The organism is Flaviramulus aquimarinus, from assembly GCF_039543205.1.
Taxonomy (GTDB): Bacteria; Bacteroidota; Bacteroidia; order Flavobacteriales; family Flavobacteriaceae; genus Flaviramulus_B; species Flaviramulus_B aquimarinus.
In genome coordinates, this window is sequence record NZ_BAABJH010000001.1 from 1189055 (window position 1) to 1213858 (window position 24804).

Annotated in this window: 25 protein-coding genes; 14 read left to right on the forward strand and 11 right to left on the reverse strand. The window is 33.4% G+C overall.

Annotated features, from left to right (window positions below; genetic code table 11):
- Position 1: 1 nt before the first annotated feature.
- The gene (gene dnaE, locus ABD941_RS05530; RefSeq protein WP_345273034.1) at positions 2-4390 is read right to left on the reverse strand and encodes a DNA polymerase III subunit alpha; all 4389 of its coding nucleotides are present in this window, start codon (positions 4388-4390) and stop codon (positions 2-4) included.
- 182 nt (positions 4391-4572) lie between these two features.
- Here dnaE and ABD941_RS05535 point away from each other — a divergent pair, with 182 nt between their 5' ends.
- From ABD941_RS05535 to rimM, 3 genes are all read left to right on the forward strand, one after another.
- Complete coding sequence (locus ABD941_RS05535; RefSeq protein ID WP_345273035.1) at positions 4573-5634, forward strand: lactonase family protein; 1062 nt, start codon at positions 4573-4575, stop codon at positions 5632-5634.
- 118 nt (positions 5635-5752) lie between these two features.
- Positions 5753-6268, forward strand: a complete 516-nt coding sequence (locus tag ABD941_RS05540; RefSeq protein WP_345273036.1) for a 30S ribosomal protein S16 — start codon at positions 5753-5755, stop codon at positions 6266-6268.
- 227 nt (positions 6269-6495) lie between these two features.
- On the forward strand, positions 6496-7020 hold the full coding sequence (gene rimM, locus ABD941_RS05545; protein WP_345273037.1) for a ribosome maturation factor RimM: 525 nt from the start codon (positions 6496-6498) through the stop codon (positions 7018-7020).
- Positions 7021-7051: 31 nt separating this feature from the next.
- On the opposite strand, the gene ABD941_RS05550 is transcribed toward rimM, so the two are convergent.
- Positions 7052-7507 carry a DUF2383 domain-containing protein gene (locus ABD941_RS05550; protein WP_345273038.1) on the reverse strand — a complete coding sequence of 152 codons (456 nt, stop codon included), beginning with the start codon at positions 7505-7507 and terminating at the stop codon, positions 7052-7054.
- Between the two features lie 184 nt (positions 7508-7691).
- On the opposite strand from ABD941_RS05550, the gene ABD941_RS05555 reads away from it, so the two are divergent.
- The gene (locus tag ABD941_RS05555) at positions 7692-8444 is read left to right on the forward strand and encodes a tRNA1(Val) (adenine(37)-N6)-methyltransferase (RefSeq protein WP_345273039.1); all 753 of its coding nucleotides are present in this window, start codon (positions 7692-7694) and stop codon (positions 8442-8444) included.
- Here the strand turns inward: ABD941_RS05555 and ABD941_RS05560 are convergent, their stop codons facing one another.
- On the reverse strand, positions 8445-9758 hold the full coding sequence (locus ABD941_RS05560; RefSeq protein ID WP_345273040.1) for an amino acid permease: 1314 nt from the start codon (positions 9756-9758) through the stop codon (positions 8445-8447).
- Between the two features lie 76 nt (positions 9759-9834).
- Between ABD941_RS05560 and ABD941_RS05565 the strand changes: the two genes are divergently transcribed.
- The 7 genes from ABD941_RS05565 to ABD941_RS05595 all read left to right on the forward strand — a co-directional run bounded on the left by ABD941_RS05565 (position 9835) and on the right by ABD941_RS05595 (position 16437).
- Positions 9835-10923: an SRPBCC family protein gene (locus ABD941_RS05565; RefSeq protein ID WP_345273041.1), complete on the forward strand. Its 1089-nt coding sequence runs from the start codon at positions 9835-9837 to the stop codon at positions 10921-10923.
- A gap of 129 nt (positions 10924-11052) precedes the next feature.
- Positions 11053-12231, forward strand: a complete 1179-nt coding sequence (locus ABD941_RS05570; RefSeq protein WP_345273042.1) for an acyl-CoA dehydrogenase family protein — start codon at positions 11053-11055, stop codon at positions 12229-12231.
- 24 nt (positions 12232-12255) lie between these two features.
- Positions 12256-13023: an SGNH/GDSL hydrolase family protein gene (locus ABD941_RS05575; RefSeq protein WP_345273043.1), complete on the forward strand. Its 768-nt coding sequence runs from the start codon at positions 12256-12258 to the stop codon at positions 13021-13023.
- Positions 13024-13095: 72 nt separating this feature from the next.
- The gene (locus ABD941_RS05580) at positions 13096-13467 is read left to right on the forward strand and encodes a hypothetical protein (RefSeq protein ID WP_345273044.1); all 372 of its coding nucleotides are present in this window, start codon (positions 13096-13098) and stop codon (positions 13465-13467) included.
- Between the two features lie 82 nt (positions 13468-13549).
- On the forward strand, positions 13550-14569 hold the full coding sequence (locus ABD941_RS05585; RefSeq protein ID WP_345273045.1) for a transporter: 1020 nt from the start codon (positions 13550-13552) through the stop codon (positions 14567-14569).
- A 177-nt stretch (positions 14570-14746) separates the two neighbouring features.
- Positions 14747-15646: a metallophosphoesterase family protein gene (locus ABD941_RS05590; protein WP_345273046.1), complete on the forward strand. Its 900-nt coding sequence runs from the start codon at positions 14747-14749 to the stop codon at positions 15644-15646.
- The gene (locus tag ABD941_RS05595; RefSeq protein WP_345273047.1) at positions 15643-16437 is read left to right on the forward strand and encodes a DUF1853 family protein; all 795 of its coding nucleotides are present in this window, start codon (positions 15643-15645) and stop codon (positions 16435-16437) included. Before ABD941_RS05590 ends, ABD941_RS05595 begins: the two co-directional genes overlap by 4 nt.
- Before the next feature lie 5 nt (positions 16438-16442).
- On the opposite strand, the gene ABD941_RS05600 is transcribed toward ABD941_RS05595, so the two are convergent.
- The 3 genes from ABD941_RS05600 to ABD941_RS05610 form a co-directional block, all read right to left on the reverse strand.
- Complete coding sequence (locus ABD941_RS05600; RefSeq protein ID WP_345273048.1) at positions 16443-16772, reverse strand: 2Fe-2S iron-sulfur cluster-binding family protein; 330 nt, start codon at positions 16770-16772, stop codon at positions 16443-16445.
- Between the two features lie 201 nt (positions 16773-16973).
- Positions 16974-17216, reverse strand: coding sequence for a NifU family protein (locus ABD941_RS05605; RefSeq protein WP_345273049.1), 243 nt, complete (start codon positions 17214-17216; stop codon positions 16974-16976).
- Between the two features lie 3 nt (positions 17217-17219).
- Complete coding sequence (locus ABD941_RS05610) at positions 17220-18356, reverse strand: Mrp/NBP35 family ATP-binding protein (protein ID WP_345273050.1); 1137 nt, start codon at positions 18354-18356, stop codon at positions 17220-17222.
- A gap of 279 nt (positions 18357-18635) precedes the next feature.
- Between ABD941_RS05610 and ABD941_RS05615 the strand changes: the two genes are divergently transcribed.
- Entirely contained in the window at positions 18636-19475 is an 840-nt protein-coding gene (locus ABD941_RS05615; protein WP_345273051.1) for a hypothetical protein, read from the forward strand.
- 51 nt (positions 19476-19526) lie between these two features.
- Here ABD941_RS05615 and ABD941_RS05620 read toward each other — a convergent pair whose 3' ends face one another.
- The 3 genes from ABD941_RS05620 to trmB all read right to left on the reverse strand — a co-directional run bounded on the left by ABD941_RS05620 (position 19527) and on the right by trmB (position 21255).
- Positions 19527-19856: an MGMT family protein gene (locus ABD941_RS05620; protein WP_345273052.1), complete on the reverse strand. Its 330-nt coding sequence runs from the start codon at positions 19854-19856 to the stop codon at positions 19527-19529.
- Positions 19857-19948: 92 nt separating this feature from the next.
- Positions 19949-20578, reverse strand: a complete 630-nt coding sequence (locus ABD941_RS05625) for a LysE family transporter (RefSeq protein ID WP_345273053.1) — start codon at positions 20576-20578, stop codon at positions 19949-19951.
- 2 nt (positions 20579-20580) lie between these two features.
- On the reverse strand, positions 20581-21255 hold the full coding sequence (gene trmB / locus ABD941_RS05630; RefSeq protein ID WP_345273054.1) for a tRNA (guanosine(46)-N7)-methyltransferase TrmB: 675 nt from the start codon (positions 21253-21255) through the stop codon (positions 20581-20583).
- Positions 21256-21438: 183 nt separating this feature from the next.
- Here trmB and ABD941_RS05635 point away from each other — a divergent pair, with 183 nt between their 5' ends.
- Positions 21439-22485 carry a glycosyltransferase gene (locus tag ABD941_RS05635; protein WP_345273055.1) on the forward strand — a complete coding sequence of 349 codons (1047 nt, stop codon included), beginning with the start codon at positions 21439-21441 and terminating at the stop codon, positions 22483-22485.
- Here ABD941_RS05635 and ABD941_RS05640 read toward each other — a convergent pair.
- Positions 22468-23511 carry a sensor histidine kinase gene (locus tag ABD941_RS05640; protein ID WP_345273056.1) on the reverse strand — a complete coding sequence of 348 codons (1044 nt, stop codon included), beginning with the start codon at positions 23509-23511 and terminating at the stop codon, positions 22468-22470. The genes ABD941_RS05635 and ABD941_RS05640 overlap by 18 nt on opposite strands.
- Positions 23511-24191 carry a response regulator transcription factor gene (locus ABD941_RS05645; RefSeq protein ID WP_345273057.1) on the reverse strand — a complete coding sequence of 227 codons (681 nt, stop codon included), beginning with the start codon at positions 24189-24191 and terminating at the stop codon, positions 23511-23513. Before ABD941_RS05645 ends, ABD941_RS05640 begins: the two co-directional genes overlap by 1 nt.
- A gap of 193 nt (positions 24192-24384) precedes the next feature.
- Between ABD941_RS05645 and ABD941_RS05650 the strand changes: the two genes are divergently transcribed.
- Positions 24385-24726 carry a T9SS type A sorting domain-containing protein gene (locus ABD941_RS05650; RefSeq protein ID WP_345273058.1) on the forward strand — a complete coding sequence of 114 codons (342 nt, stop codon included), beginning with the start codon at positions 24385-24387 and terminating at the stop codon, positions 24724-24726.
- The last annotated feature ends 78 nt before the right edge of the window (positions 24727-24804 follow it).

Sequence of the window (24804 nt, forward strand, 5' to 3'; positions counted from 1 at the left end):
TTTAATTCAACTTAAACTTAATATCCTGTGCTTCTAACTCATTCAACAACTCTTGACAAACTTTAACCTTTTGTCTTCTACTAGACATGTTCAGTTTTATCTTTTCCTTCATATCATAAACTAAAAAATTCAATGCTTGATTTCCAGGATGCATATGCAGTAAATCTTTTAAATTAATAATTTTCTGTTCGTCCAAGTCTTTAATATCTACTTGAATGGATAACTTTTTAGCATAATTCTCCATGACATCATGTAGCAACTGAAAACTATTAAACTGTAACCTAGGGTCACTACGTTTTCCTGTATCTTTATTTATCCAACCTTCGCGTACAAAGCTTTTCACAAATACAAAATTGTTTTTCATCAAAAAATGTCTGAACTTTAAATACTCTTCGCCAAAAATTCTAAACTCAAAACTATCGGTATAATCTTCAATGGTAAATAAGGCCCAGCCTTTACCTTGTTTGCTTACGCGATGTTGCACATCGGTAACCACACCTCCAAACACTAATTCGCGATTTACATAAGGTTCTAAATTATTAAACATCCCAACTGTTGCATTACAAAAGGTTTTCATTTCGGTTTTAAAATCATCCAACGGATGCCCAGAAATATAAACCCCAACAACTTCACGCTCTTTACTCAGTTTTTCCATGGTGCCCCACTCTTCACATGGTGGCACTTCAGGTTCGGCTATTTGAACATCGCTTGATTCTCCAAACAAACTAACTTGTGCGGAGTTTTCATTTTCTTGGTGTTTATGTGCATATTTAATGGCTTTTTCCAAAAAGGTAATACCATCACCATCATCATGAAAATACTGTGCGCGATGGGTATGGCCCAAACCATCAAAACCTCCAGCTAAAGCTAAATTTTCAAAGGCTTTTTTGTTTGCTGCACGTAAATCGATACGCTTCGCAAAATCGAAAATAGATTTATAATGACCGTCTTTTTTTCTATTTTCAACAATGGTCATTACAGCACCGTGCCCAACACCTTTTATAGCACCCATACCAAAACGTACTGCGTAGTCTTTATTTACTGAAAACTTATAAAACGATTCATTGACATCGGGACCAAGAACGTCTAATTTCATGCGTTTACATTCTTCCATGAAGAAGGTTACTTGCTTAATATCGTTCATATTATTGGACAGTACCGCCGCCATATATTCCGCAGGATAATGTGCTTTCAGATACGCTGTTTGGTAAGCAATCCAGGCATAACAGGTTGAGTGCGATTTGTTAAAGGCGTAACTTGCAAAGGCTTCCCAGTCTTTCCAAACTTTTTCTAGAATTTTAGCATCGTGTCCTTTTTCACTGGCTTGTTCAATAAATTTAGGTTTCATTTTATCGAGAACCGCAATTTGCTTTTTTCCCATGGCTTTACGTAATACATCGGCTTCACCTTTGGTAAACCCGGCAAGGCTTTGAGACAATAACATAACCTGTTCTTGATAGACCGTAATACCATAAGTTTCCTTAAGGTATTCTTCCATGGCGGGTAAATCGTACTCTATATCTTCATCGCCATGCTTTCTACGCACAAAACTTGGAATGTATTCCATAGGTCCTGGACGATACAAAGCATTCATGGCAATTAAATCTTCAAAAACGGTGGGTTTTAAATCGCGAAGGTGTTTTTGCATTCCGGGAGATTCGTATTGGAATACACCAACCGTTTCACCACGTTGAAATAACGCATAGGTCTCTTCATCATCTAAAGGGAAATTCTCAGGGTCAAGCAAAATACCATGTTTTGCTTTTACAATTTTAACGGTGTCTTTAATTAAAGTCAGCGTTTTTAACCCTAAAAAATCCATTTTAAGCAACCCCGCATCTTCCACCACCGAGTTATCAAACTGAGTGACATACAAATCGGAATCTTTGGCTACCGATACGGGGACGAATTTGGTAATATCATCTGGTGTAATAATCACACCACAGGCATGAATTCCGGTATTTCTAACCGATCCTTCTAGCGTTCTGGCTAGATTAACCGTTTCGGCTTGTAAATCACTTCCATCTGCTATATTTAAAAGCTCGTTGACCTTTTCTAAATCTTCTGCTCTAAACTTTTTACCTAATGCCTTCTCATCCAAGCCAAAAATCTTTCCGAGTTTAGACATGGTCGGAATCAATTTTGCAATTCTATCGGCATCAAATAACGGTAAATCTAATACACGAGCCGTATCTCGTATAGACGACTTGGCGGCCATGGTGCCGTAAGTAATAATTTGTGCGACTTGATTGCTTCCGTACTTTTCGATAACGTAGTCCATAACGCGACTTCGACCTTCATCATCAAAATCAATATCAATATCTGGCATACTAATACGGTCCGGATTTAAAAAACGCTCAAAAAGCAAATCATACTTAAGCGGGTCTATATTGGTAATCCACAAACAATATGCTGCTACGGAACCCGCTGCAGAGCCTCGCCCTGGACCTACCGAAACATCCATATTTCGGGCTTCGCGAATAAAATCTTCTACAATTAAAAAATATCCTGGGTAGCCTGTATTTTCAATAACGCTTAACTCAAAATCGAGGCGCTCTATAACGTCTTCAGATAGTGTTTCGCCATAACGTTTTTTAGCCCCTTCATACACCAAATGTTTTAAATAGGCATTTTCTCCACGCTTACCGCCATCTACTAAATCTTCATCATGTTTAAATTTATCTGGAATATCAAACGCAGGTAATAATACATCTCGCGCTAATTGATACCCTTCCACTTTATCAACCACCTCTTGCACATTTGAAATAGCTTCGGGCACATCTTTAAACAGTTGCTTCATCGCCTCTGATGACTTAAAATAGTACTCCTGATTTGGTAATCCGTATCGATAACCACGACCACGACCAATGGGTGTGGCTTGTTTTTCACCATCTTTTACACACAATAGAATATCATGTGCATTAGCATCATCTTTGGCTTTGTAATAGGTATTATTGGAAGCGACTAACTTAACATTATGTTTTCTTGCCAGCGAAATTAAAGTTGGGTTAACACGATTTTCATCTTCTTGGTTATGGCGCATCAACTCGACATACAAATCATCGCCAAACTCCGCTTTCCACCAAAGTAATGCTTCTTCCGCTTGATTCTCACCAACATTCAGGATTTTACTGGGCACTTCGCCATATAAATTCCCCGTAAGTACAATTAAATCTTCTTTATAGTCTTGAATAAGCTTTTTATCAATTCGCGGTAAGTAATAAAACCCATTTACAAAGGCATGTGATGATAGTTTAGCCAGATTATGATAACCATTTTTATTCTTAGCCAGCAATACGATTTGGTAACCATTATCTTTTCTAGATTTATCCAAGTGATTTTCGCAAACAAAAAACTCACAACCTATAATAGGTTTTATTTCTTTTACGGTAACGGTTTCACCTGTTTCTTCAGCAGCTTTTATCTTAGCGTTTACGACACTATTGTGTTTATTTACGGCATTTACAAAATGGAATGCCCCCATCATATTGGCATGGTCCGTAATGGCAACAGCTGGCATGTGATTTTCGGCTGCAGCAGATACAATATCAGCAACGCCCATAGTTGATTGTAATACTGAAAATTGCGAATGGTTATGTAAATGCACAAAATCGACACCGGCTAAATCTGAAACATTTTGTTCAATGTCTTCAGATGATAAATCACTAGATTCGCTTTTTTTGATCCGCTCAAGAATTTTTGCACTTTCCCGTTTAAGGTTAATGTGCTTTAAACCTATAAGCTGAATTGCACTCGGATTTTCCTCTTTAAAATTCTGAAAATACTCAGCCTGTACATCTAATTGTTCCTTCGTGTATTCACCTAAACGTAATAATTCAAAAAAGCAGCGTGTGGTTGCCTCAACATCGGCAGTCGCATTATGTGCCTCTGCAAAACCTACGTTAAATAAATGTTCGTGCAACTCGGACAGTGTTGGTAATTTAAACTTTCCGTAACGTCCACCTGGAATTTGACATAAATTGGCTGTGTGCTCGGTACAGGTATCTAAAACAGGAAGTTCTTGTAGTGGATTTTCAACATGGCCACGTACAAATTCGGCTCCCATAATGTTTAAATCAAACTTTACGTTTTGCCCGACTACAAATTTAGTTTTACCTAGTGCTACATTAAATTTTTCTAAAACCTCTGCTAATGGAACGCCTTGTTCTTGCGCTAATTCAGTTGAAATACCATGAATTTTTTCAGCATCATACGGAATATTAAAACCCTCTGGCTGTACCAAATAATCTTGATGCTCGATACAGTTTCCCATATCGTCATGCAACTGCCATGCAATTTGAATACATCTTGGCCAGTTATCCGTATCGGTAATAGGTGCATCCCAACGTTTTGGCAATCCTGTAGTTTCGGTATCGAAAATTAAGTACATTTTTCTGTTTATTCGTTGATTTGTGTATTTGTTCAGTCGGAAATAACGAGCTTATAAAAATACATAGAATTGATAGATTTTTAAAGTGAAGTTATAAACAGTTGTAAACAAAAACAAAAACATTTTCTATCGAAGTTCTTTGAAATTATTCTATTTTTAAGAACTGAAAAACATTCACCTTTATGAAACTTAAACTATATACTCTATTATTAACATTAAGTATTTTAAATTGCACTGCTCAAGACACCACACTTTATGTTGGAACCTATACTGGTGGGGATAGTGAAGGTATATATAAGCTAACATTTAATACAGAAACAGGAGCGTTAACAAACAAGGAATTGGTTGCTAAGGCAGAAAACCCTTCTTATCTTAGCTATTCTCCAGACAAAAAACATATTTATGCTGTAGTTGAACATGAAAAAGGGATGGTTTCTTCATTTAAGATTACCGATAATAAGCACCTGACTTTATTAAGTAAAGTCAGTACCCATGGGGCACACCCTTGTCATGTGGCTATAAACAAATCAGGAAACAAAGCTATTGTTTCAAATTATACAGGCGGAAATGCCTCAATACATACGATAGCAAATGACGGGACTTTAACAGAAGCTTTTCAGGTTTTAGAACATAATGTTGATAGCATAGTGTCCCATGTACATTCAGCAGAATTTTATAAAAATCAATTATACGTTTCTGATTTAGGGAAGAACGCTGTTTATAACTACCAATTAGAAAATGACAAATTTAAACTCATAGATTCATCAATTGTTGACTTAGCAAATCATGCAGGCCCAAGGCATTTTGCTTTAACTAATAACGGCAAATTTATTTATATTATTAATGAATATAGCAGTTCTATTACTGTAGGACAGAAAACTGAAAAAGGGTTTACTAAAATTGACGAAGACTCCACTTTAGAAGCCGACTACAATGGAAAAAACTCATGTGCCGACATTCACTTATCCAAAGATGAGCGTTTTTTATACGCCTCAAACCGGGGGGAAAATACGATAGCTGTTTTTAAAAGAGAAACTAATAGTGGTACCATAAACAAAATACAAACTATATCTGTTCATGGTAATTGGCCCAGAAATTTCACTTTAGACCCAACTGGACAATTTTTACTTGTAGCCAATAGATGGAGTCATAATATTTCTGTTTTTAGTGTTAATGCTTCCACAGGACTATTAAAATTTATGCATGACACTAAAATTTCTGAGCCCGTTTGCTTATTGTTCTAAAAATCAATTTTATAGCTAAAAAAATCTACACAAATAAAGTGCTGTAATATTAAAAAATAATAATATCTTTGCGCCCTCATTAATAACCGAGGTCGAGAACCTCAAATAATTAATTATTATGCCAGTAAAGATTAGATTACAAAGACACGGTAAAAAAGGAAAACCTTTCTATTGGATCGTTGCAGCAGATGCACGTTCAAAAAGAGACGGTAAATACTTAGAAAAATTAGGTATCTACAACCCAAACACAAACCCAGCAACAGTAGAGTTAAACGTTGATGGTACAGTAACATGGTTACAGAATGGTGCGCAACCAACTGATACTGCTAAAAACTTATTATCTTACAAAGGCGCTTTACTAAAAAATCATCTTGTAGGTGGTGTTAGAAAAGGGGCTTTAACTGAAGAGCAAGCAGAAGCTAAATTTGCAGCTTGGTTAGAAGAAAAAGAAAGTAAAGTTCAGGCTAAAGCAGATGGTTTATCAGAAGCTGAAGCTAAAGCTAAAGCAGATGCATTAGCAGCTGAAAAAGCTGTTAACGAAGCAAGAATTGCTGCGGCAGCTCCTGCTCCTGTTGAAGAAGAAGTAGTTGAAGAAACTGCTCCTGACGCAGAAGCTTCAAACGAAGAAGAATAAAAATTATTTTTTTTATACTTTTAAACTCCGATAGAAATATCGGAGTTTTTTATTTAATCAAACTTTTAGGAGTTTGATTAAATAATTCCCATGAAGATAGGAATCTCATGAATTTTTAAATAGATTCTTGCTAAAATTGATGTTGAGTGATAGTCAAAAAATGGTAATAACGAAAATTAGATTATAAAGATTTCCGCCTTCGCGGAAATGAAAAAAATTAGCTTTCTATGAAAAAAGAAGATTGTTTTTACTTAGGAAAAATTGTTAAAAAATACAGTTTTAAAGGCGAGGTTTTAGCTAAATTGGATACCGACCAACCTGAACTTTACGAACATTTAGATGCTATTTTTTTAGAGCTTAGAAATAACCTTGTGCCGTTTTTTGTTGAACGTTCGCAATTACACAAATCTGAATTACTCCGTATAAAATTTGAAGATGTTGATGCTGAAGCCGATGCTGATGCTATTATGAAAAGTGGTTTATACTTACCTCTAGATGTATTACCAAAATTAGAAGGTAACAAATTTTACTTTCATGAAGTAATTGGCTTTACGATAACAGACAAAAATTTTGGAAATGTCGGTACTATTAAAGCTATAAATGACTCAACTGCTCAATCCCTTTTTGAAATAGACAGAAATGGCATTGAAATTCTTATCCCAATGAATGATGAGTTTATTGTTAAAGTAGACAGAACCAACAAAACCATTCTTGTTGAAACGCCTGAAGGTTTAATTGATTTATATCTTTAACCAAATTAATTACAATTCTACCCCATACTACTTAAGCTAAATTTAGGCTTTCGCTAATCTTAAGATTGTTTAAACTATTTTCAATAGTGTTACGCTGTTTTATTAGTAATTGAAGGGTGTTTTCTGGAAATTTCATTTTATCAATAATCTCATGGTATTTTTTAATACTCCAAGACTTAATATTACAAACTTCATCTAAAAGTGCATATTCATCCTTAATAGTTGCTATATAGGTTAGATTGTTCGACCAAAGATCAACAGATATATGTTTTTTATGTTCTGGATATTTAGGCTCGCCTCCTTCTTGAAGGATTTCTGCACCTAAAAACCTACAGAATTCATTGCGTTCAAAAGCCATTGCTCTAAAGAAATTTTTTAAAGCCTCATCTTCAACTTGATTTAAGGCATCTAAATAAATTTTTTCAGCATCACTATTAATAGCTAAAAGTTCGTTTAACTTTAGGATAATTTGATTTGGTTTTTTCATCGTTTTTGGGGTTTAAATAATAGCACATATTTAATTATTTTGTAGGCTAAGGTTGCTAATATATGTATTTTATCGATATAATATGCATTTTGTCTGAATTATTTTAATATTTTTTATTAAACGTTTAAGATTCAAACTATAATTTAGAACTATATTTGCCTACTTTAAAATCCATATTCGTAATATGTCCAAAAAGCCCTTTATATTTAAAAATTTCAAGATTAACCAAGATCAATGCGCTATGAAAATTGGAACAGATAGTGTATTACTAGGTGCTTGGGTTTCATTAAAAAGCAATCCATATTCTATTCTAGATATCGGGGCAGGAACTGGTATTTTATCATTGATGATGGCACAACGAAGCTCTTTAATACCTATAGAGATTGAGGTGATTGATGCTATTGAAATTGATGATACCGCCTACGAACAATGTGTAGACAACTTTGAACAATCACTTTGGGGCGATAGATTATTTTGTTACCACACTTCTTTAGAAACGTTTGCCGATGAAATTGAGGATCAATATGATTTAATTATTTGTAATCCACCTTTCTATGCTGAAGACTATAAAACGGATAATACGCAACGCGATTTAGCACGTTTTCAAGACGCTATGCCATTTGAACATTTACTTAAAAGTGTCTCCATATTACTTTCTGAACGTGGTACATTTTCAGTGGTTATTCCTTTTAAAGAGGAAATCAACTTTATAACATTAGCTGCTAAATTCAATCTTTACCCTAATGAAATTTTGCATGTAAAAGGCAACCCAACATCTGAAATAAAAAGAAGCTTGATTGAATTTTCTTTCGGAAAACCTAACCATTCGAAATTTCCAAGGGCTATAAGAACAAACACCTTAATTATTGAAACCAAAAGGCATCAATACACTCAGGATTATATAAATTTAACCAAAGAGTTTTATTTAAAAATGTAGTTATTCTCTTTTATTCCATTGCATTAAAATATAAAATGGCATTCCGGACATTAATAATAGAAACCCGTAAAATACAGTTTCTGAACCTGTACCATAAATAGCCCAAATAGAAAACGCTATACCTAACCCGCCTAAAACTAATGTTTTTACCCAGTTATTTGCATGAAGCTTTTTCTCTATAATGACTAAAATATAAGCAGCAGATGTAAACAAATACGGCATTAGAGCCACAAATACAACAATCTCTACAATAATTTGAAACTGATCCACCAATCCTTCAGTAAAATTCATAAGCATAACTAAAGAAGATAACACACTTCCAATAACTAAACTTATTACAGGTGCTCCCTTTTTATTTTCCTTTTTAAAAATCCTTGGGAACAAATTATCTTTAGCTGTTGCCATTGGTAACTGCCCAGTGACTAAAACCCACCCGTTTAAAACACCTAAACCAGAAATTATAACACCAACAGCAACAAAATACCCTCCAAAATCACCAGCTATTAACTGAGCAGCTTCAGCAAATGGAGCTGCAGAGTTTTGCAATACATCCATGGGTAATATACCAAACAAAACTACGGTACTTAATATATAAACTATAGTCGTTAAGATTGTGCCTATCATAGTTGCCCTAGGAACTGTTACCTCTGGGTTCTCTACATTACTTGCTGGAATAGTAGCGCATTCAATTCCTAAAAAAGCATATAAAGTTAAAGCCGCCACTACTGGAATTGTAGCAAAATTACTTTCACCGGTTAAGTTGAAAGCTGGAAAATTTTCAAATCTAAAGAAAAACAACCCTACTATAATTACAAATGCTAAAGGCAATAGTTTTAGTACTGTTGTTACAACTTGAACTCTACCAGATTCCTTTACGCCTCTTGAATTTATCCAAGTAAAAAGCCATATTAACAACAACCCAATACTAACTTGGTAGAGCGAATGGGTTTCTAAGACTGGATAAAAGAAACTTAAAGCGCCAACAATGGCTATGGCAATTCCTCCATTACCAACCCAACATGACACCCAATATCCCCAGGCCATTAAAAATCCAATAAAATCACCAAATCCTGCTCTAGAATAGGTATATGGCCCACCACTTTTACTAACAATTATTTTACTAAAATTACTAAATATTTTAGCAAGTATTATAGCTCCAATGGCTGTAAACACCCATCCTAAAAGACTAATAGTTCCATACTTAGCTAAAGCAGCTGGAAGCACAAAAATACCGACACCTATCATATTTCCAACAACTAATGACGTTGTTGTTAGTAATCCAATTTTTTGTGACTTTTCATTCTTTTGATTCATTTGGTTGGTTTAAAAAGCAGTAAATTTTAAAATGAGTAAATTAGGGACGAAAAGCGAATGTACAATTAAATTAGTTATGACAAAGACATACATTATTGATTCAGATATTAGAAAAGCAGAAACACTTCCAGCTTTTTTTTATAAAGATCCAAGTACTTTTGAAGCTTTAAAAGACCATGTATTTCTTAAATCCTGGCAATTTATAGGTGATGAAAACCTATTAAGTAAAACTCAATCCGTGTATCCTTTTACATTATTAGACAACTACATTTCAGAACCTTTATTATTATCCAAAGATGATAATCAAAAAATAAATTGTTTATCTAATGTTTGTACGCATCGTGGAAACTTAGTAGTCTTAAAACCTGGGAAACTAAAAAAACTAACTTGTGGTTATCATGGTAGAAAATTTAACCTTAAGGGCGAATTCGAATTTATGCCAGAGTTTAAGGAAGTTACTAACTTTCCTAAACCATGTGACAACTTACATGAATTCCCTTTAGTAAAATGGGGAAGTTTATTATTTGTTGGATTAAAACCATTGTTTAATTTTCAACAAGTCATTGATAAAATGAATGAGCGTATTGGGTTCCTTCCTATTGATAAATTTATACCATCAGAAACTTTAAATAAAGATTTTATTGTTAATGCGCATTGGGCTTTATATTGCGATAATTATTTAGAAGGATTCCATGTCCCTTTTGTACATAACGATTTAGATGCTGTTTTGGATTATGGTAGCTACAAAACAGAAACCTACCAATATTGTAACCTTCAAATTGGATATTCAGATGAATCTACCAATACTTTTGATTTACCAAAAGATCATATAGATTATGGCAAACATGTTGCAGCCTACTATTACTGGGTATTTCCCAACATGATGTTTAATTTTTATCCGTGGGGATTATCTCTTAATATTATTCAGCCAATAACACTTAATAAAACTAAAGTCTCATTTATATCGTATGTTCTTGATGCATCTAAGTTAGAACAAGGTGCAGGCAGTGGTTTGGAAAAGGTAGAAAAAGAAGATGAGGCCATTGTAGAAAATGTTCAAAAAGGGGTTAATTCGTCATTCTATAAATCTGGTCGATATTCTCCAACAAGAGAACAAGGTGTTCATCACTTTCATAGTTTGCTTGCTCAGTTTCTAAATCTATAAATTTCTCCTTTAAAATGCTGAATGATTCAGTTGCTTTAGTTAAATTTGACCCACCAAAGTATTGAATTGTTAAAAAAACACTGTTTTTATTAATAATTCTATTCTAAAAAACATCAAAAACTAGTCTTTATGAAACCAGACCTATTTGAAGCTCCAGATTATTACAACTTAGATGAGCTACTTACCGACGAACATAAATTAGTAAGAGATGCAGCCCGCGAATGGGTAAAACGCGATGTCTCTCCTATTATTGAGGAGTATGCTCAAAAAGCAGAATTTCCAAAACAAATTATTAGTGGTTTAGCAGAAATTGGCGCTTTTGGACCTTACATTCCTATGGAATATGGCGGTGCTGGATTAGATCAAATTAGCTATGGTCTAATTATGCAAGAAATTGAACGTGGTGATTCTGGTGTGCGCTCTACAGCATCTGTACAATCGTCATTAGTCATGTACCCTATTTGGAAATATGGCAATGAAGAACAACGTCAAAAATACTTGCCTAAATTAGCAAGTGGTGAGTGGATTGGATGTTTTGGTTTAACCGAGCCTGATCATGGTAGCAATCCAGGGGGTATGGTCACTCACTTTAAAGATAAAGGTGATCACTATTTACTAAATGGCGCTAAAATGTGGATATCTAATGCTCCTTTTGCACAAGTAGCTGTCGTGTGGGCTAAAGATGAAAGTGGACGTATACATGGCCTTATTGTTGAGCGTGGCATGGAAGGGTTTTCTACACCAGAAACACACAATAAATGGTCGCTACGAGCCTCAGCAACTGGCGAACTTATTTTTGACAATGTAAAAGTACCCAAAGAAAACCTCTTACCTAACAAATCTGGCTTAGGCGCTCCATTAGGTTGCTTAGATTCTGCTCGTTATGGTATTGCTTGGGGCGCTATTGGCGCTGCTATGGATTGTTATGATACCGCTTTACGTTATAGCAAAGAACGTATTCAGTTTGGGAAACCTATTGGCCAATTTCAATTACAACAGAAAAAACTTGCTGAAATGATTACCGAAATTACCAAAGCACAGCTTCTAACATGGCGTTTAGGTGTTTTACGTAATGATGGCAAAGCCACCTCAGCACAAATATCAATGGCTAAACGTAACAATGTGGATATAGCCATTAATATTGCCCGAGAAGCTCGACAAATGTTAGGCGGCATGGGTATAACTGGAGAGTATAGCATTATGCGACATTCCATGAACTTAGAGAGTGTTATTACTTATGAAGGGACTCATGATATTCATTTACTAATAACTGGTCTGGATATTACTGGGTTAAATGCATTTAAATAAAGTATTTGTATCTTTATTTAAAAAATGAAAAAGAATATTTTTATATGTCTTATATTTTCTTTTGTTCTGATGTCTTGTTCTAACAATGATGAAACAATCACTATTCAAAATGAAGATTTAGAAGCGGAGAACCAAGAAGAAGAAGAAGAAGAAGAAGAAGAAGAAGAAGAAGAAGAAGCCAATAGCACAACTTTTAATTTATTATCTCTTGGCGACAGTTACACTATTGGACAAAATGTTTGTGAAACATGCAGATTTCCTGAACAATTAAAAGATAGTATCATTAACAATTTTGAATCTGATATAAGTATCGATTTAAAAGTAATTGCCAGAACAGGTTGGACGACAACAAACTTAATCGATGCTATTATAGCAGAAAATTTGTCGAATACCTATGATTTAGCAACGCTTTTAGTTGGTGTAAATAATCAGTTTCAAAATATCTCTTTTTCAGTTTATCAAACTGAATTTCCGAACCTTGTAAATACAGCTATCACTAAAGCAAAAGGAGATAAAAATAACCTAATCGTTATTTCTATACCAGATTATGCTTTTACCCCCTTTGGAAATGGAAATTCAAATATCTCTATGGATATAGCCAAATACAACGCCTTTGCCGAAAACTATTGCGCTAATAATGATATTGTATTTGTAAATATAACAGACATTACCAGAATGGGATTAGACAATCCAGATTTAGTAGCTTCGGATGGTTTACACCCTTCCGAATTGGCCTATACCAAATTTGTTGAACGCTTACTTGCATTTGCTATTGAAAAACTAAAGGACTAAAAATTTAACTAAAATGATACAAGCTTTAGTATAATTTCGCATCTAATTATATATTTGCCAAAAACTTAGCTTTTGCATAAACTTATAACAATATTTTTTGTTTTCTTGTACATGGTAGCCATGCTAAGACCCGTACAACCTTATGTTGAATATGTCCTTAATCAAGATTATATTGCTGAGTTTTTATGTGTCAATAAAGACAAACCTAAGCTGCAATGTAATGGTAAATGTTATTTAGTTAAGGAATTAAAAAAGCAACAAGAAAACGAACCTAATTCTTTACGGGTTTCACTAGAAAACTATCCTATTGGATTTGTGAATATTTTCAAAATAAATCCATTTCAATCGTTTATAGCCTTTAAAAAAGGGGCTGTCTTTTCATATCAAAAATTATATCATTTCGATTATAATTATAGTGCCTTTCAACCACCAGATTTCGTGTAATACTTCTATTTATTTTTTTAATTTCTTCGGAACATTTCCGTTTAGAAACACAATTTATTTTACATTATTTTAAAATTATACAATGAAATATTTACTCATTGCAATACTATGTGTTGCATCTACAATAACTTTTGCTCAAGATAAAGAAAAAACAAATTTTTGGACCTCTGGTAGGCCAGACGGTCATGCGCCTATTTCTGTAATGGCAGACCATGTACACCATAAAGGTGAATTTATGTTCTCTTACCGATACATGACTATGGATATGAGAACACTTAGACAAGGCACCGATGATGCTACAACAGTTAATGGACACGCTAACTACATGGTCGCTCCTCTTGATATGACCATGAATATGCATATGCTAGGTATTATGTATGCACCATCCAGCAAAATAACAGTAATGGTTATGGCTAATTATTTGGAAAACGACATGAATTTACAAATGCGCAATGGCAATGTATTTTCTACCAATACAAATGGCTTAGGCGATGTTTCTGTTAATGCATTATACAGCATTTTTAATAAAAATAGAAAAGCATTGCATGCTCAAGTTGGTGTTTCTATTCCAACAGGTAGCATTGAAGAAAAAAATGTACTCCCTGTCTCTATGGGCAATGAAGTACAATTACCTTACCCTATGCAATTAGGAACGGGGTCTTTTGGTGCTAATTTAGGGCTGACTTATCTAGGGCAGTGCAACAAATTTTCTTGGGGTCATCAATTAACGGGAATGCTAAATATAAATGATAACGATCAAGATTATAAATTTGGAAACCGCTATAAATTTAATAACTGGATTGCCGCTAAAGCGGGAAATAATTTAAGTGTTTCCGTAAGATTAGAAGGTGTGCTTATTGATAAAATCGATGGAGCAAGTACTTTGTTAAACCCTATGATGGTGACTACTGCCGATACAGCAAACTCAGGTGGTACATATCTTAATTCTGGTTTTGGTTTAAACTATTTAATTTTAAATGGCGGATTAAAGGGGTTGCGTTTTGCAACTGAAATCACAACACCGCTTTATCAAGATTTAAACGGTATTCAATTAAAACAGAATTATAATTTAACTTTTGGATTGCAGTACGCTTTTCATTAACAGCTCTTTTGTTCTAAAACTTAAAAGAGACGATCTAAAAAGTGATTAGCTTTGTCATTCATAGCAAAGCAAAGAATCTTGTCAAATTAATAATCAATGTGTTAAATTATTAAGAGATTCTTCATTTCATTCAGAATGACACTTTTTAGACCGTCTCTTTTTGTTTACATTTACTATATGTTTTCATCCAAGAAAAGGTTAGATAACGCCTATGCAACTGCAAAAATCATCGATTTTGATGATGATAGCAAGTTTATACTCTTTAGCGATTGCCACCGAGGCGATAATAGTTTTGCTGATGATTTTGCCAATAACCGAAATATTTATTTTCATGCCTTAAAGCATTATTACATTGAAGGTTTTCAGTATTGCGAATTAGGGGATGGCGACGAACTTTGGGAAAACTTGTCTTTTAAATCTTTATTGAATGCACATAAAAATGTGTATATGCTTATGAAACAATTTCATAATGCTAATAGACTACACATGATTTGGGGAAACCACGATATGGTTTACCGAAATCCTGATTATGTAAAAAAGCATTTATCTACGTACTTTGATGCTAAAACAGGTGCAAATGTTGAACTTTTTAGTAATATTACTTACCATGAAGGTATTGTTTTAAAACACTGCGCAACAGGACAAGAGGTGTTTTTAACGCATGGGCATCAAGCTGATTGGTGGAATTTTTTATTTTGGAAATGGAGTCGATTTATGGTTCGCGTTCTATGGAAGCCTCTAAATGTTATGGGCATTGCTGATCCTACAAGCCCTGCAAAAAATTATAAAGAACTCATTAAAGTTGAACGCAGAACCAAAAAATGGATTACCGAAAATAAGAATTTAATAACCGTTGTTGGACATACCCACAGACCACGTTTTCCTGAACCTGGAGATATTGCTTTTTTTAATGACGGTAGTTGTGTCCACCCTAGAAGTATTACGGGGATTGAAATTGAAAACGGTCAAATATCATTAATTAAATGGCAAATTGCCACCAAAGAAGATGGGACTTTACAAATTGTAAGGGTTTTACTTGAAGGTCCCAAAAAGTTAGTAAATTACAAAACTGAATGATTCAAAAAAGATATGAAGGCTTTTTAAATACGCCATGTTTATGGAAAAGTAATGTTATTTTTAATCTGCCTCAATTTAAAATCACTTCAAAATCTAATACAATAGAGATTGTTTTAGATGAAAAACTACGTTTAGGTAAATATGTTGAACGTTTGGTGTCTTTTGAACTACAACAACAAAAAGATATTTCTATTTTATCTGAAAATATTCAAATTCAAAATGACAAGATTACTTTAGGCGAATTGGATTGTCTGCTTCTGAGGAACAACAAACCGATTCATTTAGAGGTTATTTATAAATTTTACCTATATGACGCCTCTGTTGGTAAAACTGAAATCGATCATTTTATTGGTCCAAACAGAAAGGATTCTTTAAAAGAAAAACTTACTAAACTAACAGAAAAACAGTTGCCTCTGCTCTACACTGATGCTTGTAAATCCTATTTAAATGAGTTCCATTTAAATTCTGAAGATATTTCGCAACACGTATATTTTAAAGCACAATTGTTTGTGCCTTATCATCATCGAGATATCCAACTTAAAACTTTAAACACAGATTGTATTGTTGGGTTTTACATCAATCTAAATGAGCTAGACCAATTCAAAGATTGTAAATTTTACATTCCAAATAAAAAAGACTGGTTAATCCTTCCACACACTAATGTAAGTTGGTTAAACTTTAAGGCATTTAAAGTGCTTACGGAAAATTATTTTGAACAGCAATTTTCTGCTTTATGTTGGATAAAGTTTAATAACGGTGAACTAAAGAAAATGTTTTTGGTTTGGTGGTAAATGCATTAACTCTCTGGCGCTAACTCGACTTCAAGACCTTCCATTTCTGGCGTTATTTGTATTTGACAACCTAAACGGCTATTATCCTTTACATCAAAAGCTTCTGACAACATAGCTTCTTCATCATCACTCATTTCTGGCAATTCTGTTTCACTATTAACATAACACTGGCAAGAGGCACACATAGCCATACCACCACAAACACCTATAGTACCTTCTGGAGCAAGCTCATAAGACCTTACAACTTCCATAAGGTTCATAGCCATATCTGTTGGTGCTACAATTTCATGCGTTACACCATCTCTATCTGTTATTTTTATATTGATGTCTTCCATTACTTGATTTTTATACTTTTATTAAAAGCATGTCATAATTCGTGCCACAAATTTAAGGTTTGTGTCTTTATTTTAATACAATTTATTAGCTAATTTGAAAGGATAGGAAAAAAATAAGGAATCTTCAAAATTTTACAATTTTTAGATTCCCTTTTTCATTGTTATGATATTTTAATTGACACTTTTATAGTTGACTTTTAACTACGCATCAATATTAATAACTTGTTCTATTTGAGGTGCATACTTTTTTATAGTCATTTCCACACCAGATTTTAGTGTCATTTGATTAACACTGCAACCTACGCAAGCCCCTTGCAATTGAACTTTTACAAGATTATCGTTTTCAATAGACAATAATGAAATATCACCACCATCACTTTGCAGAAACGGACGGATTTCATCTAGCGCTTTTTCAACATTTAATTTAATTTCTTCTGAAGTCATCTATTATTTTTTTACTGCTGCGCAACCTGCCATCGTTGTAATTTTAATCGCTTCGGTTGGCGGCAAATCATCATTTCGTCTTACCACTTCTTGAACTACATTTTGGGTTAATTTCTCAAAAGCCTGTTCTAAAGGTGTTGCTGTTTGTAATGCAGCTGGCCGCCCAACATCGCCAGCCTCTCTTATACTTTGCACTAATGGAATTTCACCTAAAAATGGCACTTCTAAATCTTCAGCTAGATTTTTTGCACCTCCTTTTCCAAAGATAAAATATTTATTATCAGGTAGCTCAGCAGGAGTAAAATACGCCATATTTTCTATAATTCCTAAAACGGGAACATTTATACTTTCTTGCTGAAACATAGCAACGCCCTTTTTAGCATCTGCCAAAGCTATATTTTGAGGTGTGCTTACCACAACAGCCCCAGTAATAGGCAAAGATTGCATAATACTTAGATGAATATCGCCAGTTCCTGGAGGTAAATCTATAAGTAAAAAATCTATCTCTCCCCAATGTGCATCAAAAATCATTTGATTTAATGCTTTGGCTGCCATAGGTCCTCGCCAAACCACAGCTTGATTGGGTTGTGTAAAAAACCCAATGGATAATATTTTAACTCCATAATTTTCTATCGGTTTCATTTTAGATTTCCCGTCAATGTTAACCGCTAAAGGTTTTTCAGCTTCAACATCAAACATAATGGGAATTGATGGCCCGTAAATATCAGCATCTAAAACACCCACTTTAAAGCCCATTTTAGCTAAAGTTACTGCTAAGTTTGCCGTAACTGTAGATTTACCTACGCCGCCTTTACCTGATGCTACTGCTACTATATTTTTAATACCCGGAATTGGATTCCCTTTTATAACATTTGCTTTGGGTTTAGCTGGTGCTTCTACTTTAACATTAACCGTAATTTTAGCTTTTTCGTAAACCTGCTCATGAATGGTTTTTAGAATATCAACTTCTGTACGCTTTTTGGCTTGTAAGCTTGGGTTTTTAATTGTGATATCGACTATAACCTCATCACCAAAAGTCATGACGTTTTTTATAGCACCGCTTTCTACCATATTTTGCCCTTCACCAGGAACGGTTATATTTTCGAGTGCTTTTAATATATCTTGTTTATTTAATTTCATATTCTATTTGATATCTGTTTCAAAAGACCTCGATATAAAATCGAGATTAGTTCAATTATCATGATTTAACTCAGTGCGTTTTTAAACCATAGTTTTCACTAATTAAGAATCATTCTAAAGGCAAATATAGACAATAAAGATTGAAGACAGAAGCGCGTTGTTAGAAGTTTTGTTTATATAGTTATTATGATTTGTTATTGAATTTTGGATTAGTAATTAAATCTAAAAACGGCATAGTTTGTGTGATATGTTAGTCTTTCAATTTTCATTCACGAAACCATGAAGCACTTCTTTCTTTTTTTCTTAGTCGTAATTATATTTAACTCGGAAAGCTATAGTCAAAGTAAAATCGATAAGGCCGAAGATAGTTTAAAAGAAAGCAAAAAAAGCAAAAGCCGTTCTTATAAATCTAGATATAATAATAGTGGTAGTAATGATGATTCTAAAAATAATTTTTTAACTGAAGTTATTGGAGAGTTTTTTGTTAAAGCTTTTCTATATTCAGCGTATTCTGTAGCTATAGAAAGTCCATTTGAAATGAAACACAGAGGGAGTCATGCTGTTTTAACTAAACACCCTTATAAAAGTGGCAATACGGGTAATTATACTTATGAATGGAATGCGGATAGCGAAGTGTTTACAACATCGATTTCTAATCGACTTATATTTGAAACTAATAGATTATACGGCAATCATTTAAATATAAACACGAGGTTTCTTCAAAGAGTTGGTCTCGAAATAGATTATTTACAGTTATGGGAAGTAAACCCGAATTTTGGGAATAACGCATTAGCCATTTATACGGCTTTAGTTAAATATCATCGTGTAAGAACCGAACGTTTTAATGCGTGGTGGGGATTAGGCGCTTCTTACATTGACGGAAATGTTGATGAGCTGGGTTTTACTTATGGGTTAGGGGTTGAACTGTTTTTTGTTAAACCTTTTAGTTTGGAATCTAACTTCAATCAAACGCTCATTAATAGTAATTCTATTAACAAGTTTAATGCACTTTTAAATTATCATAGAAAACAGTATAAGTTTTCTGGGGGCTATGAGCATTTAAAAATTGGTGATATTGGGTTTTCAACCTTTAGTTTGGGTGTTGGTGTTGTTTTTTAGTGGTTAAGTAATATGTGATTATTTGTGAATTTTTGAATAATTAGGACATATTTACAATGCTTTTGATGGGTCCCAAAATACAGATTCAAAATCCTGAATTTGATTTTCAACAACCTTAACACCTTCATTTTCTAAAAGTTGCTGCATAAGGTTAGTACCATCAAAATGATGTTTTCCTGTAAGCAACCCTTTTCTGTTAACCACTCGGTGCGCTGGCACATCTTTACCTCCTGACCCATTCATAGCATAACCCACCATACGTGAACTTCTAGCGGCTCCTAAATATTTTGCTATGGCACCATAACTTGTAACTCGGCCGTAAGGAATGAGTTTTGCGACTTTGTAAACTTTATCAAAAAAATTAAGAGTTTCTGGTTTCATGTGATAGTGTTTATTATTTCTTAAATGACACATGTAACATACATATTATTTGAATCAATAAAATACTACTTTACCTTATGGCTGTTTCATTATTAAAACTCGCGAATTATATTAATTAAAGTTACAATAGATATAATACCAGTTATTCCACCAATAATGCGATTCATGTTTTTTTGGGAGGTAAATGCTTTACTTTTTATTTTATCAAAAAAGAAAATATACATGTAGAGCATGACAAAGGTTCCTGTTGCTGCTCCAAATATATAGGACATAATACTTATTTGTTCAAACGACATCCAACCGTACGATGCCAAAGTAATTGTCATATATGCTTGGTAAGGAATAGGAAATACATTAATTGCAGACATAAGTACGCCTTGAAAAAACCGACTATGCTTACTCTTTATTTTTGGCTCTATTTGCTGTTTTGGTTTTGATTTAGCAATGAATAAAAAATAGATTGTAATTAAAATAAAAATAACTAAAGCTACACGACGAAGCACATCAATAACCTCTGGGTGCATACTTAAATAACGCGCAAAAATAGCTGCTGCATATGTTTGTACTAAAACAACAACGCAAACGCCTATTGAAAACATAATACCTCTTACGTGGCCTTCTTTTAAACTTATTTTAGCAGCTGTCATATTTAATAATCCTGGCGGAACAACCCCAATAAGTGCTAAAAACAATCCTAAAATAAAGACTATGGTAATATCCACTATTATTTAATTTTGAACCTAATATACGTAATTGGTTTGTTTTGTTCTAGATATTGGGACTCATAAAAAGTTTGAATACTGGTAACTTCATCGGGGCTACCTTCTTGTTTATAAACATTATGGTTAGCGTAAAGGACTTCATGTCCTGCACCATGAAGTAAGCCAAGGGTGTACCCATGCATAAATTCACTATCGGTTTTTAAGTTTACAACACCTTCTGGTTTTAAAATGAGCTTGTAGCGTTTTAAAAACTCTGCATTGGTCATACGATGCTTGGTACGTTTATATTTTATTTGTGGGTCTGGAAAAGTTATCCAGATTTCATCTACCTCATTTTCGGCAAAGGCATGATCTATTAACTCTATTTGGGTACGAAGAAATGCCACATTTGGAATACCTTCCTCAACAGCTGTTTTTGCCCCTCGCCAAAAACGGGCACCTTTTATATCTATTCCTATAAAATTTTTATTGGGGTATTTTTCTGCTAAAGCAACGGAATACTCACCTTTGCCACAACCTAATTCTAACACCAACGGGTTCTCATTTTTAAAAACTTGTGTTCTCCAATGCCCCTTTAAATTGAAATTTGAATTAACCAATTCATCCCTAGTGGGTTGAAATACATTTGCAAAGGTTTCGTTTTCTTTGAATCTTCTGAGTTTGTTTTTGCTTCCCAAAGTTTATTAACTATTTCTTGTTATTACTTTAATTTTGGTAAAATTAAGGAAATATACTCGAGACTTAATATCCTTATCTTTGAATTTTAATAAAAACCCATCAACGGAATTGAGGCTCTTCGACTGCGATCATGACAAATCCATAGCCAAAGCTCGATCCTTAGCACATAGATAATTACTTAAATGAAAAAAAGAATTTTAGTCGCACCACTAAATTGGGGTCTTGGACATGCTACTAGATGCATACCTATTATCAATGCCTTAATAGACGAAGGCTTTGTTCCTATTATTGCTAGCGACGGCGCAGCTTTAACATTGCTGCGAAAAGAATTTCCTAATCTTTCAACTATTGAATTACCTTCTTATAATATAACTTATGCTAAAAACGGAAAGCTTTTTAAATTAAAGCTTCTAAAAGATTCGCCTAAATTTTTAAAGGCGCTTAAAGCTGAAAAAAAAGCTATTTCTTCTATTCTAAAGCATAATGATATTGCGGGTATTATTTCGGATAACCGATTGGGAGTACGTAATAAAAAAGTGCCTTCCGTTTTCATTACGCACCAGTTAAATGTTTTAAGTGGCAATACTACTTGGTTAAGTACTAAGATACATCAAAAAATCATTAAAAAATTTAATGCATGTTGGATTCCTGATGTTGAAAGTGATGTCAATCTAAGCGGAAAATTAGGTCATGTTGAATCTTTTGAAATTCCTACCAAGTATATTGGTCCGTTAAGCCGATTTACTAAAACTGATTCTGAGATTAAAAATAATTTAATGATTTTAATTTCGGGCCCTGAACCGCAACGCACCTTCTTAGAAGACACCCTTTTACGAGAATTAAAAGACTATACAGGAAAAGTGGTTTTTGTAAAAGGTATCATGGAAAAAGAGCAAACTATAGAAGTTCATGGGCATATAACTATTTATAATTTTATGACATCTGGTTTATTAGAAAAAACAATAAACGAAAGTGCTGTAGTAATATCTCGATCGGGTTATACGACTATTATGGACTTAGCTAAACTTAACAAAAAAGCATTTTTTATACCTACTCCTGGACAATTTGAACAAGAATATTTAGCTAAACAATTGTCTGAAATGAGTTTAGTTCCAAGTTGTGCCCAAAATAATTTCAGAATAAAAAAATTAGATGAAATTCCAGCTTATAAAGGGTTAAAATCGTTTGATTTTAAAGTAGACTATACCGATTTATTCAGCCTTTTCTAAGGTAAATGAAAACTCACTACCTACATTATATTCACTTTCCACATATATTCTTTCATCATGTGCTTCAATAATATGCTTCACTATAGATAAGCCCAAACCTGAACCACCTTCTTTTCTTGAGCCACTTTTATCTACTCTATAAAAACGCTCAAATAAACGCGGTAAGTGCCTTTTCATAATACCTTCGCCATTATCGGTTACGCGTACAATAACTTTATTCTTTATTAAGTTTTCCACACTAACTTCGGTCGTACCTTTTTCGTTTCCGTATTTTATAGAATTTACTATTAAATTTGCTAGCACTTGTTGTATCCGCTCTTTATCGGCTCTAACCAATATTGGGCTATTATAGTCCGTATCAAATGTTAGTGTTATTCTTTTTTTAGCCGCTTTCATTTCTAACATATCAAATACATTTTCCACCAATTCTACGATGTCAAATACGTCTATGTTCAATCTTAGATCTCCAACTTCCAACTTGGTTATCATATCCAAATCTTTAATGATATAGCCGAGTCTTTCTATACCTTTACTCGCTCTTTGCAAATACTTTTCCCTAATATTTTTATCATCCATAGCACCGTCTAACAGGGTTAATATATAACCTTGAACGGTAAACAATGGTGTTTTTAGTTCATGTGACACATTACCCAAAAACTCTTTTCTATATTCCTCTCTAACTTTAAGGGTTTCAATTTCAATTTTTTTATCTCGCGCAAATTTATCTATTTCCTGAGTCAATGTGCGCATATCTGTAGTAATCGATCCTTTTCTTATACTTGCCGATTCTAAAAGTGTTAAATCATCATAAATCTTTTTAACACGTTTGTATATAAAACGTTCTACACTAAATTGAACAATAAGAAATGAAAATACAAATACACTAACCGAAAAACCTAATATGAGAAACCATTTAGGCACATAGAAATAATATAAAAAAACACTCATTAAGAGCGTTATATATACAGTAACATATAGCGATGTTTTAATCGCAAATCGATATGATTTTTTAAATTTTGCTTGCATTAATCTACAAACTTGTAGCCAACTCCTTTTATGGTTTTAAAGCTTTTATCTCCTAATTTTTCGCGTAATTTACGAATATGAACATCTATTGTTCTACCGCCCACAACGACTTCGTTACCCCAAACCGTATCAAGAATTTCATCTCTTTTAAAAACTTTTCCTGGTTTAGACGCTAGTAAAGATAACAATTCAAATTCTTTTCTAGGCAAAACAAGTTCTTTACCTTTTGAAATAATCTTGTATTCGTCCCTATTTATTACCAAACTTCCAACTTTTAGAGTATCGGCAATATCTTCCTCTTTAAAACGTCTTAACAAAGCTTTTACTTTGCTTACTAATACTTTTGGCTTTATGGGTTTCGTTATATAATCATCCGCTCCAGCATCAAAACCTGCAACTTGGGAATAGTCTTCGCCTCTTGCTGTTAAAAAAGTAACTATTGTGTTTTTTAAATCTGGGTTTTTTCTAATAATTTCACAAGCCTCAATACCATCCATTTCGGGCATCATAACATCCAAAATAATTAAATGCGGTAGTTCCTTTTTTGCTTTATTAACACCTTCTTGTCCATTTTCAGCAGTAATTACCTGATAGCCTTCACTTGATAGATTATATCCAACTATTTCTAAAATATCTGGCTCATCATCAACTAATAATATTTTGATATCCTTCTTTTTCATTCTTGATGTACTTGTTTATTGAAGTAAAGATAAAACTTATAACATAATTTTATTGAAATTCTAAGATTAATAACGTTAAGGTAACAATTGGCAAACGGGAATTTAATATTTCGACCAATTACTATAATCCTTAACACTTTTTTGGCATCACTTTTGTAGCAATTTATTACCTTTACTTAACTGAATGTAGCGTATGAAAAGAAACTACTTTTTATCTTTATTTATAACTTTAGCATTTTTTACAACCCAATATGGTATAGCTCAAAATGTTGCTAACAGTAAGTCTATACAACAAACTATAGAAGGGCTATCTATATATCCAAACCCTGTTAATAGTTTAAAAACCTATATATACATTACTTCAAAACTTAACTCAAACAAGTACGTTGAATTTTATAATGTATTGGGAAAACAAATATTCACAACTCGTTTAACTGGTAAAGAATTAAATATTTCAAACTTGGACAAAGGGGTGTATATTTTAAAGATTACAGAAAATAACGTTAGCGAAACACGAAAATTAGTAATAAAGTAAATAAATTGTTATTTTTTAGTAAATAATTCTACAAATAATCTATTTAGTTAAATTTTTTTCAAAAAAATTCATAAATTA

Excerpts from the sequence above, each read along its gene's own strand:
- ABD941_RS05550 (WP_345273038.1), bottom strand. The coding sequence starts at position 7,507 with ATGAAAAAACCAAATCAAATTATCCTAAAGTTAAACGAACTTTTAGCT.
- ABD941_RS05610 (WP_345273050.1), bottom strand. The coding sequence starts at position 18,356 with ATGAAATTAAATAAACAAGATATATTAAAAGCACTCGAAAATATAACC.
- ABD941_RS05570 (WP_345273042.1), top strand. The coding sequence starts at position 11,053 with ATGAAACCAGACCTATTTGAAGCTCCAGATTATTACAACTTAGATGAG.
- ABD941_RS05575 (WP_345273043.1), top strand. The coding sequence starts at position 12,256 with ATGAAAAAGAATATTTTTATATGTCTTATATTTTCTTTTGTTCTGATG.
- ABD941_RS05565 (WP_345273041.1), top strand. The coding sequence starts at position 9,835 with ATGACAAAGACATACATTATTGATTCAGATATTAGAAAAGCAGAAACA.
- ABD941_RS05640 (WP_345273056.1), bottom strand. The coding sequence starts at position 23,511 with ATGCAAGCAAAATTTAAAAAATCATATCGATTTGCGATTAAAACATCG.
- ABD941_RS05560 (WP_345273040.1), bottom strand. The coding sequence starts at position 9,758 with ATGAATCAAAAGAATGAAAAGTCACAAAAAATTGGATTACTAACAACA.
- ABD941_RS05605 (WP_345273049.1), bottom strand. The coding sequence starts at position 17,216 with ATGACTTCAGAAGAAATTAAATTAAATGTTGAAAAAGCGCTAGATGAA.
- ABD941_RS05535 (WP_345273035.1), top strand. The coding sequence starts at position 4,573 with ATGAAACTTAAACTATATACTCTATTATTAACATTAAGTATTTTAAAT.
- ABD941_RS05645 (WP_345273057.1), bottom strand. The coding sequence starts at position 24,191 with ATGAAAAAGAAGGATATCAAAATATTATTAGTTGATGATGAGCCAGAT.
- ABD941_RS05585 (WP_345273045.1), top strand. The coding sequence starts at position 13,550 with ATGAAATATTTACTCATTGCAATACTATGTGTTGCATCTACAATAACT.
- ABD941_RS05590 (WP_345273046.1), top strand. The coding sequence starts at position 14,747 with ATGTTTTCATCCAAGAAAAGGTTAGATAACGCCTATGCAACTGCAAAA.
- ABD941_RS05540 (WP_345273036.1), top strand. The coding sequence starts at position 5,753 with ATGCCAGTAAAGATTAGATTACAAAGACACGGTAAAAAAGGAAAACCT.
- ABD941_RS05595 (WP_345273047.1), top strand. The coding sequence starts at position 15,643 with ATGATTCAAAAAAGATATGAAGGCTTTTTAAATACGCCATGTTTATGG.
- ABD941_RS05615 (WP_345273051.1), top strand. The coding sequence starts at position 18,636 with ATGAAGCACTTCTTTCTTTTTTTCTTAGTCGTAATTATATTTAACTCG.
- ABD941_RS05635 (WP_345273055.1), top strand. The coding sequence starts at position 21,439 with ATGAAAAAAAGAATTTTAGTCGCACCACTAAATTGGGGTCTTGGACAT.
- dnaE (WP_345273034.1), bottom strand. The coding sequence starts at position 4,390 with ATGTACTTAATTTTCGATACCGAAACTACAGGATTGCCAAAACGTTGG.
- ABD941_RS05650 (WP_345273058.1), top strand. The coding sequence starts at position 24,385 with ATGAAAAGAAACTACTTTTTATCTTTATTTATAACTTTAGCATTTTTT.
- ABD941_RS05555 (WP_345273039.1), top strand. The coding sequence starts at position 7,692 with ATGTCCAAAAAGCCCTTTATATTTAAAAATTTCAAGATTAACCAAGAT.
- ABD941_RS05620 (WP_345273052.1), bottom strand. The coding sequence starts at position 19,856 with ATGAAACCAGAAACTCTTAATTTTTTTGATAAAGTTTACAAAGTCGCA.
- ABD941_RS05600 (WP_345273048.1), bottom strand. The coding sequence starts at position 16,772 with ATGGAAGACATCAATATAAAAATAACAGATAGAGATGGTGTAACGCAT.
- rimM (WP_345273037.1), top strand. The coding sequence starts at position 6,496 with ATGAAAAAAGAAGATTGTTTTTACTTAGGAAAAATTGTTAAAAAATAC.